Annotated in this window: 11 protein-coding genes; 10 read left to right on the top strand and 1 reads right to left on the bottom strand. The window is 38.5% G+C overall.

From position 1 onward, the window contains the following. The first annotated feature begins 31 nt into the window (after window positions 1–31). From HNQ80_RS08960 to HNQ80_RS08935, 6 genes are all read left to right on the top strand, one after another. The gene (locus HNQ80_RS08960; protein ID WP_184310301.1) at window positions 32–304 is read left to right on the top strand and encodes a hypothetical protein; all 273 of its coding nucleotides are present in this window, start codon (window positions 32–34) and stop codon (window positions 302–304) included. 348 nt (window positions 305–652) lie between these two features. Further along, window positions 653–2542 carry a sigma 54-interacting transcriptional regulator gene (locus tag HNQ80_RS08955; protein ID WP_184310300.1) on the top strand — a complete coding sequence of 630 codons (1890 nt, stop codon included), beginning with the start codon at window positions 653–655 and terminating at the stop codon, window positions 2540–2542. Window positions 2543–2751: 209 nt separating this feature from the next. Continuing rightward, window positions 2752–3924 carry an NAD(P)-dependent malic enzyme gene (locus HNQ80_RS08950; RefSeq protein ID WP_184310299.1) on the top strand — a complete coding sequence of 391 codons (1173 nt, stop codon included), beginning with the start codon at window positions 2752–2754 and terminating at the stop codon, window positions 3922–3924. A 40-nt stretch (window positions 3925–3964) separates the two neighbouring features. After that, window positions 3965–5218 carry a nickel-dependent lactate racemase family protein gene (locus HNQ80_RS08945; protein ID WP_184310298.1) on the top strand — a complete coding sequence of 418 codons (1254 nt, stop codon included), beginning with the start codon at window positions 3965–3967 and terminating at the stop codon, window positions 5216–5218. A 197-nt stretch (window positions 5219–5415) separates the two neighbouring features. Next, window positions 5416–7155, top strand: coding sequence for an ABC transporter ATP-binding protein (locus HNQ80_RS08940; protein ID WP_184310297.1), 1740 nt, complete (start codon window positions 5416–5418; stop codon window positions 7153–7155). After that, window positions 7145–9040, top strand: coding sequence for an ABC transporter ATP-binding protein (locus HNQ80_RS08935; protein WP_184310296.1), 1896 nt, complete (start codon window positions 7145–7147; stop codon window positions 9038–9040). The genes HNQ80_RS08940 and HNQ80_RS08935 overlap by 11 nt, the downstream gene beginning before the upstream one ends. 110 nt (window positions 9041–9150) lie before the next feature. Here HNQ80_RS08935 and HNQ80_RS08930 read toward each other — a convergent pair whose 3' ends face one another. Next, window positions 9151–9741, bottom strand: coding sequence for a protein kinase (locus HNQ80_RS08930; protein ID WP_184310295.1), 591 nt, complete (start codon window positions 9739–9741; stop codon window positions 9151–9153). Between the two features lie 191 nt (window positions 9742–9932). On the opposite strand from HNQ80_RS08930, the gene HNQ80_RS08925 reads away from it, so the two are divergent. The 4 genes from HNQ80_RS08925 to HNQ80_RS08910 all read left to right on the top strand — a co-directional run bounded on the left by HNQ80_RS08925 (window position 9933) and on the right by HNQ80_RS08910 (window position 15414). Next, on the top strand, window positions 9933–11291 hold the full coding sequence (locus HNQ80_RS08925; protein ID WP_207726930.1) for a DEAD/DEAH box helicase: 1359 nt from the start codon (window positions 9933–9935) through the stop codon (window positions 11289–11291). 121 nt (window positions 11292–11412) lie between these two features. Then, the gene (locus HNQ80_RS08920) at window positions 11413–12279 is read left to right on the top strand and encodes a tRNA 2-thiocytidine biosynthesis TtcA family protein (RefSeq protein WP_184310293.1); all 867 of its coding nucleotides are present in this window, start codon (window positions 11413–11415) and stop codon (window positions 12277–12279) included. A 399-nt stretch (window positions 12280–12678) separates the two neighbouring features. Then, window positions 12679–14100 carry an exosporium glycoprotein BclB-related protein gene (locus tag HNQ80_RS26440; RefSeq protein WP_330602813.1) on the top strand — a complete coding sequence of 474 codons (1422 nt, stop codon included), beginning with the start codon at window positions 12679–12681 and terminating at the stop codon, window positions 14098–14100. 222 nt (window positions 14101–14322) lie between these two features. After that, window positions 14323–15414 (top strand): tetratricopeptide repeat-containing glycosyltransferase family 2 protein, encoded by a 1092-nt coding sequence (locus HNQ80_RS08910; RefSeq protein WP_184310292.1) that lies wholly within the window; start codon window positions 14323–14325, stop codon window positions 15412–15414. Window positions 15415–15431: the final 17 nt, after the last annotated feature.

Genomic DNA, 15431 nt, shown 5'->3' with positions numbered 1-15431 from the left:
TATTGAATACTATTGTAAAGGAGTGAATAAAATGTACAGTTTGTCTTTTTACGAGGCCGTTGAAAAATGCTTAAATGGTGAGGGATATATCAGGGGTGACCAATTCAAGGATGGTGTATTTATCAGAAAACAGGGCGAAATGCTGATTGCAATTGACGGATTTAACGCGAATAGAGTAATTGGAAATTTCTACATCAGCTCAGGTATCCTATCTCAAAAATACAAGTTATTTAATTATATTGAAAAAGATGAACTAATCAATGGTAAGGGAAAATTATCCTTTGAATATACAAAAATTGTTTAAAAAGATTTCTTAAGGAAGAAACAGCAAATAATATGAGCATAAACTCCATATGTTGAGTTTATGCTTTTTTTATTTAATAGGTTCTGATAAAGTATTATGTTGATTTTGTAGGGACGGACGACTCTGTCCGTCCTTTGATGTCATCAAGAGCATTGACGGGTGGACAGGGGCGTCCACCCCTACATTCATAAGGAATTAGGCTGTAATATTATAAAATATCAACATATAATTTTAACAGTGTCATTTGATAAAAAATCTATAGAATAAGTGATATAATATAAAAAAACGTACAACGGAGAATAATTGTGCGAAATAGGGTATTAACTTTTAATTAGAGGAGTAGATCGGATGAAAATGGCGTTTATCGCTCCATATAAAGAGCTTGTTCATTTGGTGGAAGATATGTCAAAAAAGATGGAGATAGCTTTAGATGTATTCGAAGGGGCCTTTGAATCGGGCGTTCAGATGGCTATGGAATTGGAGCGAAAGGGTTATGAGATTATCATCAGTAGGGGGGCCACGTCTTCTCTTATTGCGAATAGGGTAAACGTCCCTGTAGTGAATTGTGGCGTTACTTCCTTTGATATATTGTATGCTGTAGAAGAGGCAAGTAAATTTTCAAATAAGATCGGATTGATCTTATATGAGCCAGTATCTTTCGATAGCCAGTGGATATCAAAACTATTTAACATAGAACTTTTGTATATGACTTCATATAAAAATAGCAGTGAAGTAATCCAGATGGTGGAAGAGGCAATAGAACAAGGTGTGGAGGTTATCATAGGAGGCATTCTAACCAAACAACATGTGGAATCATTGGGTAAAAGAGGAGTAATTCTAAAGACTGCACCCGAGACAATCAACCAAGCAATACAGAGCGCAGTTGAAATCATACACCTTTCAAGACAGCAGATGTTGGAGGCAGAACGCGTAAAACAAATTATAAATTTTGCCCATGAAGGGATCATTGTAACAGATGAGGCGGGGCATGTGACAGTTTTTAACCCTGCTGCTGAGAAACTCATGGGTATTAAAGAAGAAAAAATTATAGGAAATCGGGCAGATCTGTTTATCCCAACTACGGGATTAATAGATGTGCTGTCTACTGGTGAAAGGCAAATCGGAGAAGTTCAAAAACATAAGAATAGCACAATCATAACCAATAGAATACCAATTAAAATTAAGGATAAGGTCCAAGGAGTAGTGGCTACTTTTCAAGATATAAGCTATATACAAGATATTGAAATGAAGATCCGCTCAGAAATCTACCAAAAAGGTCTTGTTGCCAAATACACATTAGATCACTATATTGGTCAAAGTGATAGTGTAAAAAAATTAATCTCAAAAGCTAAGAGGTTTGCAGCATCTGATTCTACTGTTCTAATTCATGGGGAATCGGGCACAGGCAAGGAGATCTTGGCCCAAGGAATTCACAATGTAAGCAGCAGAAGAAATGGTCCTTTCGTTGCTGTCAATTGCTCAGCCATACCGGAGCATTTACTGGAAAGTGAACTTTTTGGATATGATGAGGGAGCATTTACCGGTGCAAAAAAAGGCGGTAAGATGGGATTATTTGAGTTGGCTCACAAAGGTACCATTTTTTTAGATGAAATCGGTTCTATATCAAAAAACTTGCAGGCCAGCTTGTTAAGGGTTCTCCAAGAAAAAGAGGTATGGCGAGTAGGCTCAAATCGCGTGATCCAAATTGATGTAAGAATAATCGCAGCTACGAATAATAACCTGTTTGAAGCGGTAGAAAAGGATTTATTTAGAAAGGATCTTTATTACCGTCTTAACATTTTAAAATTGCAAACATCACCTCTTCGAATGAGAAGAGAAGACATTGTTGGATTGGTACGACACTTTATGGCGGGGGAGTCCTTTGACATAACACCAGACTTTGTGAAGATGCTTACAGCCTATTATTGGCCAGGAAATGTGAGGGAACTACAAAACTTTATTGAAAGATTAATATTACTTAAGGATGATATGCTAGTAGAGGAGATATTTAATGACTTCATAGATAATCCACTGGATTTTGAAAGGAAACAGTCTGCCGATGATTCTGAAGAATGCATGATGATAAGAAAAGCTACATTCAAAGAAATGGAAAGAGAAATCATTCTCCAAATGTACAGAGAAAATGGAGAAAACATGACCCTTGTGGCTGAAAAGTTAGGCATGAGTCGTACAACCATATGGAAACGACTGAAGGAATATGAAGTGTTCAATATGTAAACGATTGTACAAAATAGTGTTAGTATTATTAACACTATTTTGTTTATATCTAGCAGATTATGGGGGTTAATTTCCTGGATATGAGGCGTGTTGCGGGGATTAAACATGTAAAATTAAGATTGGCATAGTTATTGCTAGTATAAATGGAGTGAGTTTTGCAAAGTATTTCAATCAGAATATTAAAAATCTACGGATACGGAGGATGGAAAATGGATACGAAACAGAAAGCAATGGAGATGCACAAAGAGTGGAAAGGAAAAATTGAGGTGGTGAGTACGGCACCCCTTACCAATAAGCAAGATCTTTCTATCGCTTATACACCAGGGGTAGCGGAACCATGCCTCGCAATAGAAAAGAATAAGGATTTGGCGTATGATTTGACAAGAAAGTGGAATCTGGTAGCTGTTGTAACTGATGGCACTGCGGTTCTAGGTCTTGGCGACATAGGGCCTGAGGCCGCGATGCCAGTGATGGAGGGAAAGTGTATACTTTTTAAACATTTTGGGAATGTGGATGCTTTTCCTATTTGTATAGGAACAAAGGATACGGAGAAAATTATAGAAACAGTAAAACTTATCGCACCAACCTTTGGGGGAATCAATCTAGAGGATATTGGTGCGCCTAGATGTTTTGAAATTGAAGAGAGATTAAAAAAAGAATTAGATATCCCTGTATTCCATGATGATCAGCATGGAACCGCTATTGTAGTAATAGCAGGGGTAATCAATGCGCTTCGATTGGTTGGAAAAAATACGAAGGACGTTACCGTGGTAGTGAATGGTGCAGGTGCGGCAGGAACTGCCATCACAAGAATGTTAATCAGTTTGGGGGTAAAAGATATTCTATTGTGTGATCGACAAGGTATTCTCTATCCAGGCTCACCCCATAATGATGCTTCAAAAGAAGAGATAGCGAAAATAACAAATGTTCATAAAAAGCAAGGCAAGTTGATAGACGCCATGGATGGAGCCGATGTGTTTATCGGTGTATCTGCTGCAAATGTGGTTACAGAGGAAATGGTTGCTAAAATGAACAAAGATGCCATCGTTTTTGCCATGGCAAACCCAGTTCCTGAAATCATGCCAGATTTGGCCAAAAGGGCGGGGGCAAGGGTTGTAGGAACAGGTAGATCTGATTTCCCCAATCAGGTAAACAATGTACTTGCTTTCCCCGGTGTATTCAGAGGGGCATTGGATGTACGAGCAAGGGAAATCAATGAAGAAATGAAATTAGCAGCAGCCAATGCGATTGCCGAATTGATTCCTCAAGAAGAAATGAATGAAGAATATATCATACCTGATGCTTTTGATTTGAGAGTAGCAGAAAAAATTGCGAAGGCGGTTGCACAAGCTGCAATAGATACAAAGGTAAGTAGACTATAGAGTATCAAAACTAAATTTTCTGCAAAAGGAAGGAATAAGCATGGAATTTTCATTAGGATTTGGAAAACAAAGTGTAAAATTTCAAATAGACCAGAAGAATTTGATGGGTGTCTTAGAAGCAAATAAAGTATCAGTTGATAGCATGGATGGGGAAGAAGTAGAAAGAGCATTAAAAAACCCTATAGGCTTACCCAGACTAAAGGATATTGTAAAGGAAGGAGAAAAAATTGTAATTATTACCAGTGATATTACAAGGCCCATGCCGAGTAAGATCGTACTTCCTTTATTGTTAGAAGAACTTTATGAAGCCCATATTTCGAATGAAGATATAAAGATTGTTTTTGCATTGGGAAGCCATAGGAAGCATTCAGAGGAAGAAAAAAGATATCTTGTGGGAGATGAAATCTACGAGAAGATCGAGTGCATAGATTCTGATGTAGAGGATTGCACCCATATTGGTATAACATCTGCAGGAACGCCAGTAGATATATTTAGACCAGTAGTAGACGCTGATAGAAGAATTTGTTTAGGGAACATTGAATACCATTATTTTGCAGGATATAGCGGTGGTGCAAAGGCAATCATGCCTGGAGTATCTACAAGAGAAGCTATTCAGGCAAATCATAGCATGATGGTAAGAAAAGACGCCAAAGCAGGTACACTGGATGAAAACTCTCTTCGAAGGGATATCGATGAAGTTGCCAAGATGTTATCTATCGATTTCATTGTAAATGTGGTGCTGGATGAAAAGAAAAATATTATGAAGGCAGTAGCGGGGCACCATATCGAAGCCCATCGGGAAGGATGCAAGTTTTTAGATCAACTCTATAAAATTGAAATGGATCATCCAGCAGATATTGTGATTGTTTCACCTGGAGGGTTTCCAAAAGATATCAACGTATATCAAGCACAAAAAGCTTTAGACAATGCACAACATGCAGTAAGAGATGGTGGGATCATTATATTGGTAGCATCTTGTAAGGAAGGTTTAGGAGAGCATACCTTTGAAAGATGGATGACGACTGCTAAATCACCAGATGAAATGATCGTCAACATTCAAAAGAAATTTGAACTAGGAGGCCATAAGGCAGCGGCTATAGCTATGGTCCATCAGAGAGCAAGGATATTTCTGATTTCTGATCTGGAAGATGGCTTCGTGAGAAGGATTTTTTTAGAGCCTTATGGAAACATAGAGGAGGCCCTGACCAATGCCTATTGTGTTTTAGGAGAAGATGCCAAGGTATTGATTATGCCCTATGGTGGTTCGACGCTGCCGGTAGTAAAGAATAGCTAACTTAAATAACTTCAAGTAAAGAAGGCCAAACTAAGATTTAATCATAGATTGGCCTTCTTTATTTTACTGCTGTTATTATAAAAGACATAATTTGATTCAATAATATCCATAGTATTTATTCTCTATGAAATGGTATAATTTAGCATGTAAGAAATTATATTTTAGAATGGCAGCAAAAGCATACAGGAGTGATCAATATGACTACAGCAAAAAAATACATAAAGAAATATTGGAAGCACTTCTCAATAAGTATTATTTTTCTGACCATCGAAGCGTTGTGTGATTTAATTCAGCCTACCATCATGTCTCGAATTATTGATATAGGAGTAGCCAATAAGGATATGGATTATGTATTTAAAATGGCGCTAGGCATGCTTGGAATTACAGCGATTGGTGCCATTGGTGCTATAGGCCGCAATATTGTTTCTAGCAATGTTTCGCAGAAATTTGGGAGTGAACTGAGATCTGATCTTTTTGAAAAAATACAGAATTTTTCATTCGATCAAATCAATGATTTTGATACCGCTTCGTTGATTATGCGGCTTACCAATGATGTACAGCAGGTGCAGGGATTTGCCCATCGGATGATGAGAATTTTTGTGAAAGCACCACTTTTAAGCATTGGAAGTTTTATCATGGCTTTTCTGTTGGATCCAGGGATGACCTTAATCCTTTTGGTGGTGGTTGCTATCATAGGAATACTGATATACTTTAATATGCAAATTGGATATCCTTTTTTTAGAAAAGTGCAAAAAGCCTTCGATCGTTTGAATGGGATATTTCGCGAATTTCTAGCAGGTATTCGTGTCGTAAAGGCGTTCAATAGATTTGATTACGAAAGTAAACGATTTGGGGATGCGAATCAAGAACTAGCATCAATAACCGCAGATGCCCAGGGTAAGATAGCTGTATTCTCGCCAGCCATAACATTGACGGTAAATCTAGGTATTGTTGCGGTGATTTGGTATGGGGGAATATCTGTAAGTTACGGGCATATGGAAGTGGGCAAGATTATCGCCTTTATTAATTACATGACCCAGATATTGCACTCTCTCATGATGATCTCCATGGTATTCAATGGATTTGTTCGTGCAAAAGCATCCTATGAACGAATCGATGAGGTATTCCAGAAGGATAAGGGGATGATGGAGAGTGAGGACATCAAGGAAATGTCGAAGGACAAAGGTCAAATAGAATTTGAAAATGTGTATTTTTCATATGAGAGGAACCTAACAGATCCCGTTTTAAAGAAAATATCATTTACCTGCAAATCAGGAGAAACAGTAGGTATCATTGGGGCTACTGGTTCGGGAAAGAGTACCCTTGTCCATTTAGTACCACGATTTTATGATGTTACGAAGGGGAACGTGAAAGTAAATGGTGGGGATGTTCGAAATATAAATCCAAAGACGCTAAGGGGAATGATTGGAATTGTACCCCAGAAGACCATGCTGTTTACAGGTACAATTTTAGAGAATATAAAGTGGGGCAATGAGAGGGCCAGTGAGGATGAGGTGATACGGGCAGCTTCTTTAGCTCAAGCCCATGAGTTCATCACAGCTTTTCCAAAGGGGTATGATACCATGCTGGGACAGGGTGGCGTAAACCTGTCAGGAGGACAGAAACAACGAATTGCTATCGCCCGTGCCCTGATAAAGAATCCGACCATATTGATTATGGATGATTGTACCAGTGCGGTTGATGTGGTAACGGAAGAGAGAATTAGAGATGGGCTAAAGGAATTTTCTAGGGGATTAACCACTTTGATTGTTGCCCAAAGAATTACTTCAGTGATAGGTGCGGATAAAATCATTGTATTAGATCATGGGAATGTAATAGGAATAGGAAATCATAAGGATCTTCTAGAATCATGCAAGGTTTATCAGGATATATTTTATTCTCAGATCGGAAGGGAGGGAATGGAATATGGAATATAGGAAGGGAGAAGAAAAGGAAAGTACGAACGATGAGAAGATAGGTTTAAACTCTAATCTACAGAAAGATATAGGTAAAAGCTTTAACAACTATCTAAGGCTCGGGAGAGGCCATCATGGAAGGTCTACGGAGAAAGCAAAGAACTTTAGAGGAACCATGAAAAGGTTATGGACTTATTTCGGGGATGAACGAAAATACATTGTAATGTTGTTCCTATTGGTGATTGTAAGCGCTGTTTTAGGATTATCAGTACCTTTTCTAATCGGCAGAGCCATAGATGAAATGGTTCGTGAAAATGAAGGCATAGGAGGTCATTTTCTAGAAGTTATTGTAATAGCTCTCTTTCTCGTATACGTAATAGATGCCATTATTAGCTTTCTTCAAGGTTGGTTCATGGCGGGTGTTTCTCAGCGTATTGTGCAAAGGCTGCGTACTGCATTGTTTGACAAGCTTCAAAAACTTCCAATCTCTTTTTTTGATCTGCATACCCATGGGGAGATCATGAGCAGATTGTCCAATGATATAGAAAATGTGAGTGCTACCATATCTCAATCAACTATACAGCTACTATCAAGTGCATTTATTATAAGTGGATCTCTTTATATGATGTTGTTGCTAAGTCCATTGTTAACATTGGCTAGCATTATTACGATTCCATTGGTTTTTGTTGTATCTCGGTTAACGGCAGCAAAAACAAAAGTATTTTTTAAAGAACAGCAGCAAAAACTAGGTAGATTAAATGGACATATCGAGGAAACCATATCAGGAATTTTCGTCGTAAAAGCTTTTCATCATGAGGAAAAAGTAATTGAGGAGTTTGATGATATAAATGACCAATTGTGTAATGTTGGGATAAAGGCCCAGATATGGTCAGGATTTATTATGCCGTTGATGAACGTGATCAATAATATTGGATTTTCCTTGGTTGCAGGTGTGGGAGGGGTCTTAGCAGTTAGAAATATGATAACGATAGGTATTATTGCTAGTTTTTTAAGTTATTCAAGGCAGTTTGTAAGACCCTTAAATGAGATATCCAGTATATATAATACATTACAATCAGCAATCGCTGGAGCAGAGCGAGTATTTGAGGTGCTTGATGAAGCTGAGGAACCAGAAGATGTGCCTGGAGCAAAAATTTTGGCGAACCCAAAAGGGCATGTAGCTTTTCGAGATGTGACCTTTGGCTACCAGCAGGATATTCCCATCATTGAAAAAATGAATTTTGAAGTTTTACCAGGCAGCAATGTTGCTCTTGTAGGCCCCACTGGAGCGGGGAAGACTACAATTATAAGTTTACTCACTCGGTTTTACGATGTAAGCAGTGGAAGTATTTCTATTGATGGCATAGATGTTAGAGAATATACGCGAAAAAGCTTAGGAAATTGTTTCGGAGTGGTACTGCAGGATACATATTTATTCACAGGTACAATTCGAGATAATATCAGATATGGGCGGTTGGATGCGTCAGATGAGGAGGTTGAATTAGCTGCTGAATTAGCCAATGCTGATGGATTTGTACGGAGAATGCCAAAAGGATATGAGACCACGATTACGGAAAATGGTGGGAATCTTAGTCAGGGTCAAAAACAGCTTTTAGCGATAGCGCGGGCCCTGCTGGCGAATCCCTCCATACTCATATTAGACGAGGCGACTAGTAATGTGGATACTCGTACTGAATTACACATACAAGAGGCCATGCTTAAGCTTGTAAAGTCACGAACCAGCTTTATTATTGCCCATAGATTGAGTACGATTCGAAATGCTGATAGGATTATGGTGATAAATAAAGGCGAAATTGTGGAGTGTGGAGATCACGATAGTCTCATGCAAAAGAAGGGTTTGTATCATAGTTTATATTTCAACCAGTTTAAAAATGTAGGTATATAACGATTCATAATATACTTTATATGGTTTTGACTTGTTCAAAGATGAATATTAGAAAAAAGATGTCCTGTGGAATTTTTATTCTGTAGGACATCTTTTTTCTAATATTCACGTTAATCAAGTTCTTCTTTTTTCTCTTGAATATAGTTATCAATTTCCAAATACCATTGTTTATAGAGTTGGGGACTTACATCTTTAACAACGGACATAAAATAATCCAATACACCTAGTTTATAAAGACCTTTGGATAAATGCCTTGGGAAATTTCTCTTTTTTGAATAAAACTTTTTAGGGTCGATGACCATCAAATTACCATTGGGTTGAATGATGATATCTTTGCATCGTAAGTCGATTTTAGAAAAACGCAACCGCTTAAATTCCTTTAATAGTTCTATGAGCTTGATGGATAGATTTCTATCTAGACCGTATTCTTTGATATAGTCTTTCAAAATGATTCCTTCAACATAATCACGGATCATGTAGTTGCCATTCATGCCGTAAACCCTTGGAAAATATTTACTTCTGGCTACTCTTTTTAAAATAGCATATTCTTTTTCACACGATTCCGGCTCGAAACAAATCTTAATAATCTTACCCTCAGGAAGCATATAGACAATGCCGTTGTGTCCCCTTCCAAGGAGCTTGCAATCCAATAGATTGATTTGAAAATCTTTAACGTATCGTTCATAGATAAGTCTATTCATTTTTTTCCCTCCGCCAGATCGGATTTCTCCTTATTGAATTTTTGTTGGATTACATATATTATATGAATACTGGGCTTCTTTGGGAACAAAAGCAGAATAAGGACAGAAGATAGAATTCATTTAAGAGAAGTAGAATGAATTAAGTTAGGAATACTTATAATAAATAAAAAAGAAAGGTCGTTACTATGAAGATGAACTTTAAATTACTTGGAATTAGCAAAGAATTATGCGATGCATTACAGGAACAAGGAATATCTGAGGCAACACCGATTCAAGAAGAGACAATTCCCATTCTGTTAGAGGGTAGGGATGTCATTGCACAAGCCCAAACAGGCACAGGAAAAACCTTGGCCTTTTTATTGCCTGCCATGGAAACCGTGGATGTAAATAAATCCAGTGTACAAACCCTTGTGATTACGCCTACCAGGGAACTAGCCATACAGATTACTGCTGAGGCTAGGAAGCTGGCATCAGTGAAAGATATAAAAATACTAGCTGCGTATGGTGGACAAGATGTGGAGCAGCAAGTAAGAAAGTTAAAGGGCAATATTCATATGGTCATTGGAACACCAGGAAGGTTGCTGGATCATTTAAGAAGAAAGACTGTCGATTTTAGCAAACTAGATAAGTTGGTGTTGGATGAGGCTGATCAGATGCTCCACATGGGATTTTTAAAAGAGGTAGAGACAATCATTCGGCATACAGGGAAAGAGAGACAAACCATGTGCTTTTCAGCTACCATGCCAAAAGGAGTGCGTGAATTGGCTTCTCGGTACATGAAAGAACCTATGCAGATTGCAACAAAAAGCAATCGTATTACGTTAGATGAAATAGATCAAATCGTAATTGACACAACAGATAGAGGGAAACAAGATGCTCTATGTCGAATGATTGATGAATACAAGCCTTTTATGGCCATCATTTTCTGCCGAACAAAGCGAAGGGTTACTGCTCTTAACCAAGCGCTCGGCGAGCGTGGGTATCAATCTGATGAACTGCACGGTGATTTGACCCAAGCAAAACGAGAAAAAGTAATGAAAAGCTTTAGAAATATGGAAATACCTTTGCTTGTAGCTACAGATGTAGCTGCCAGGGGTTTGGATATTGAGGGAATCACCCATGTTTTCAATTATGACATACCTCAGGATGCAGAAAGCTACGTTCACCGTATTGGTCGAACGGGAAGAGCCGGGCAGACAGGAGTGGCAGTAACCTTCGTGACACCTAAGGATTATGAAGACTTGCATATGATCGAAAAAACGATTCAAATGACGATTAAAAAACGAAAACTCACGAAGGAGAAAGAGTTTGAGGTCAATCAAAAGAGAAAAAATGATGGACGAAATTATTCAGAAGAAAAAGACAGAAAGTTCAAAAGCAGCCAAAAGAGAGGGCGAACTGAACACAATAAAAATAAAGGTGAATCTTTTAAAAGAGGACCTAATGAAAAAAGAAAAAATGAGGAGAAAAGGAATACTTCTGGAAAGAAGATCAATACGAGAAATCAGAGTACCAGAACAAAGAGCAGTCAACGGAGAAAATCCAACTAGAAGTATCTTTTAAGATAGGAACCTTTTTGAAGGCAGTTCATCATTCTTTTAGCCTATTTTTTTCTAAGACAAAAGCATTGAGAGATGTTATAATATTTTTCGTGAAAGGTTGGGTGATAGAATGAGTGACATTGCAGGGAAGGGCTGCGAGATATTGATTCCCTTTGAAGAAAGGAAGTCCCTACAAGAAATAGAGCGAAGCTTAATTACGAAATATAGAAAACAAATTTGGTCGAAATTTATAAAGGCATTAAAAGACTATAAAATGATTGAACCTGGAGATAAAGTTGCTGTAGCCATTTCCGGTGGTAAGGACAGCATGTTGATGGCAAAGCTGTTTCAGGAGCTAAAGAGACATGGTGAAAATAATTTTGAACTTGAGTTCATCGTTATGGACCCGGGCTATCATGGGGATATAAAGAGGTTAATGATAGAGAATTGCAATTACCTGGACATACATATCCAGATCTATGATTCAGGAATTTTTCGCATTGTAGATAATATTGCCAAGGATTATCCCTGCTATATGTGTGCGAAAATGCGGCGTGGTGCATTATATAATAAAGCTCAGGAATTAGGATGTAATAAACTTGCTTTGGGCCACCATTTTAACGATGTGATTGAGACGACGATGTTAAATATGCTCTATACGGGATGTTTTAAAACGATGTTGCCTAGGCTCCGATCGTCAAATTTTAAGGGGCTAGAACTTATTCGTCCTATGTATTATATAGAGGAGAAATATATTGAATACTTCACCCAAGAAAGTGGGATATGGCCACTGAATTGTGCTTGCATGGTGGCGGCTGAAAAGACTGGAAATAAAAGATATGAAATCAAGGAATTAATCAAAAATTTAAAAGGTGCTTTCAAAGATGTTGATAAATCGATCTTTAAGGCAGCTCAGAATGTGAATATGGATGCCATTTTGGGTTGGGATCAAGATGGAAAACATCATTCATATTTAGATTCATACTTTGATGAATAGAATGCTAGCAAATAGAGTATGAGTGATTGTGAATACAGTAGAACAACGTTATTAGAACGGTGAGCTACTGTATTTTTTTATCCATCTTTTATCAGCTGTGATGGAAGCTATTGAAATTTTGGCTTTTTATGAAAGAACTTATATAAAATTAAACAGATGAAAAGTATAAGTTTTTTACTTTCAAATAAAAAGAATAGGCGGAATTATAATATTTATCCTTTAATTTGTAACCATTATTCTTTAAAAGAATATATATGTATTGGGACAAAGCCCTGAAGGGGTTAATTTACTATTAACATTTTTAGCACACTACTTTACTGAACGAGTAAAGGAGGGATTATAAAGAGCATCGTGTAGAATTTTCAAGTTGTTGATAGTGCAAAGAATGGAGGGATTATTTTGCCGATATTGTTCTTAACCCCGATAGATGCAACCATCGTGTCTCAATTACAGCCAAACCAGAACTTTGGACCTCAAGAGAATCTTTTTGTGGGACGAACAGCAGCGCCAGATGATGTGTTTAGAACTCTCTTAAATTTCGACATCAGCGCAATTCCACCAGCATCAATCATTACAAAGGCTACATTAAGACTGCTATTTTTCCAAAAGATAGCTCCAGGAATACAACCGCTATCGGCACAAAGACTTTTAAGTAGTTTTTCTCAGAATACAGTGACCTGGAATACACAGCCTGCGCCTGCAGGAGGATATGTATATGAGACAAATCTAGCAGATGATCTTGTAGGAGGATATATTTATCTAGATTTAACTGGCTTGGTGGAAGACTGGTATAGCGGGTTATTTCCAAATAATGGATTTGTGCTTACCACCTTTGAAAATCAAACCAGCTTAATGGGATTTAGAGGTTATGAAGATGCTATCGTACCAAATTGGCCAACCCTTATTATAGAATTTGAATCTGCTATTGGACCAACCGGAGCAACCGGAGCAACCGGAGCAACCGGAGCAACCGGAGCAACTGGAGCCACAGGGGTCACCGGGGCAACAGGGGCCACCGGAGCAACCGGAGCCACAGGGGCCACCGGGGCAACAGGGGCCACCGGAGCAACCGGAGGTACAGGAGCTACAGGAGCTACAGGAGCAACGGGAGCAACGGGAGCAACAGGGGCAACAGGGGCAACGGGAGCAACAGGAGCAACAGGGGCAACGGGAGCAACAGGAGCAACAGGGGCAACGGGAGCAACTGGAGCAACGGGAGCAACTGGAGCAACAGGGGCAACGGGAGCAACAGGAGCAACGGGAGCAACCGGAGCAACAGGGGCAACCGGAGCCACAGGTAGTAGTGCGATAATTCCATTTGCATCTGGAGGACCAATTATCATGACCACGACTGCATTAGGAGTTGCTGACACTGCAGGGCTTGTCGGATTTGGAAACTCTTCGAGCAATGTTAGTGTTGTCGGAGGAATGATAGATCTCACCGGTACGCCTCTATTCCCGGTTATAGACTTTGCATTTTCTCTCCCACGTGCTGGAATTATTACTTCAATTGCAGCATTCTTCAGCACAACAGTAGCATTAGCTCTTGTAGGAGCAACCGCAACAGTTACAGCACAGTTGTATATATCAGGCGCACCAGATAACACCTTTATTGCGATTCCAGGAGCATCTGTAACACTAGCGCCTACTCTCACGGGTATAGTTGGAGTTGGTACTGTTCTCGCAGGCTTTACCGATGGGTTGGTAATACCTGTTTCGCCTGAAGATCGGTTATTGATGGTGTTTACTGTAGAAGGTGAAGGTTTGACTGTTATTACTACTGTCACGGGCTATGCCAGTGCAGGTGTGTCAATTATTTAATCTAGTTTTCTAACAAAGCCCAACATGAATGGAGACCCAACGATTGCTGGGTCTTCATTTGTTTACTAGAAAAAAGGGTATGAATTTGAGAAGCGTAAAATTATGCAATATTTAACTTTGTCTGAAAAAGATTTAATCTTAAAATGTTTCGCTCACATAACTGCAAATATGAAAATACGATATATTGAGATGTTATGATATTAGGATTGATGAGGTGGTTATATGCCAACGATCAGTTTATGCATGATCGTGAAAAATGAAGAGAAAGTACTTGCCAGATGTTTGGATTCAGTCAAGGAAATTGCAGATGAAATTATCATTGTAGATACAGGCTCTGAAGATCAGACAAAGAAAATAGCCAAACAGTATACAGATAAAGTATACGATTTTGAGTGGATTGACGAATTTGCCGCAGCCCGTAATTTTGCTTTCAGTAAAGCCTCTAAGGAATACATTTTATGGCTTGATGCAGACGATGTATTCATGGAGGAGGATCAGCAAAAGCTTTTAGATCTAAAAAAGACTCTAGATCCTTCTGTAGATTCAGTAACCATGCACTATAATTTAGCCTTCGATGCAAAGGGAAATGTAATCTCAAGTCTAAGAAGAAATCGTCTTGTGAAACGATCTCGAAATTTTCGATGGGAAGGAGCTGTACATGAGTGTTTAGTAGTAGGAGGAGTTATTTTTAATAGCGATATAGCGGTTACACATAAAAAAGAACGTGCAGATACTGGGAATCGCAATATAGAAATATATGAGAGGCGATTGGCAAGAGGTGAAGTATTTTCTCCGAGAGATTTATACTATTATGCCAATGAGCTTTTGGATCATCAACGGCATCAAGAGGCTGCAGAATATTATATTAAATTTCTAGATACGGGTCAGGGATGGTTTGAAGACAATATTGCTGCATGTGGAAAGCTATCAGATATCTATATACATCTTAAAGATTGGGATAATGCAATGAAGTATAGTTTACAATCATTCAAATATGATGCGCCTAGGGCAGAAGCCTGTTGCCGCATCGGTTTCTTATTTTTAAGACAAAACATGGTGAAACAAGCTGCGGCATGGTATAAGATTGCTACTCAGCTGGAGAAGCCTGGAGAAAACTTAGGATTTGTAAATCATGCCTGCTGGACCTGGCTGCCTCACCTTCAGTTATGTGTCTGCTATGACCGCTTAGGTCTTCATCAGCAAGCTTATGAGCATAATGAAATAGCACGATCCTATAGACCTAATGACCAAAGCATTTTATATAATAAACAATATTTTGAGAGTATTTTAAAGATAAGGAATGAAAAAGATTAGTAAAATACGAAATATTA

This window comes from Anaerosolibacter carboniphilus (assembly GCF_014205875.1).
GTDB classification, from domain to species: Bacteria; Bacillota; Clostridia; order Peptostreptococcales; family Thermotaleaceae; genus Anaerosolibacter; species Anaerosolibacter carboniphilus.
This window is presented reverse-complemented; position numbering and strand designations above follow the sequence as displayed.

Coding starts and splice junctions, on each gene's coding strand:
- HNQ80_RS08945 (WP_184310298.1), top strand. CDS start 3,965: ATGGAATTTTCATTAGGATTTGGAAAACAAAGTGTAAAATTTCAAATA.
- HNQ80_RS08950 (WP_184310299.1), top strand. CDS start 2,752: ATGGATACGAAACAGAAAGCAATGGAGATGCACAAAGAGTGGAAAGGA.
- HNQ80_RS08960 (WP_184310301.1), top strand. CDS start 32: ATGTACAGTTTGTCTTTTTACGAGGCCGTTGAAAAATGCTTAAATGGT.
- HNQ80_RS08920 (WP_184310293.1), top strand. CDS start 11,413: ATGAGTGACATTGCAGGGAAGGGCTGCGAGATATTGATTCCCTTTGAA.
- HNQ80_RS08910 (WP_184310292.1), top strand. CDS start 14,323: ATGCCAACGATCAGTTTATGCATGATCGTGAAAAATGAAGAGAAAGTA.
- HNQ80_RS08955 (WP_184310300.1), top strand. CDS start 653: ATGAAAATGGCGTTTATCGCTCCATATAAAGAGCTTGTTCATTTGGTG.
- HNQ80_RS08940 (WP_184310297.1), top strand. CDS start 5,416: ATGACTACAGCAAAAAAATACATAAAGAAATATTGGAAGCACTTCTCA.
- HNQ80_RS08925 (WP_207726930.1), top strand. CDS start 9,933: ATGAACTTTAAATTACTTGGAATTAGCAAAGAATTATGCGATGCATTA.
- HNQ80_RS08930 (WP_184310295.1), bottom strand. CDS start 9,741: ATGAATAGACTTATCTATGAACGATACGTTAAAGATTTTCAAATCAAT.
- HNQ80_RS08935 (WP_184310296.1), top strand. CDS start 7,145: ATGGAATATAGGAAGGGAGAAGAAAAGGAAAGTACGAACGATGAGAAG.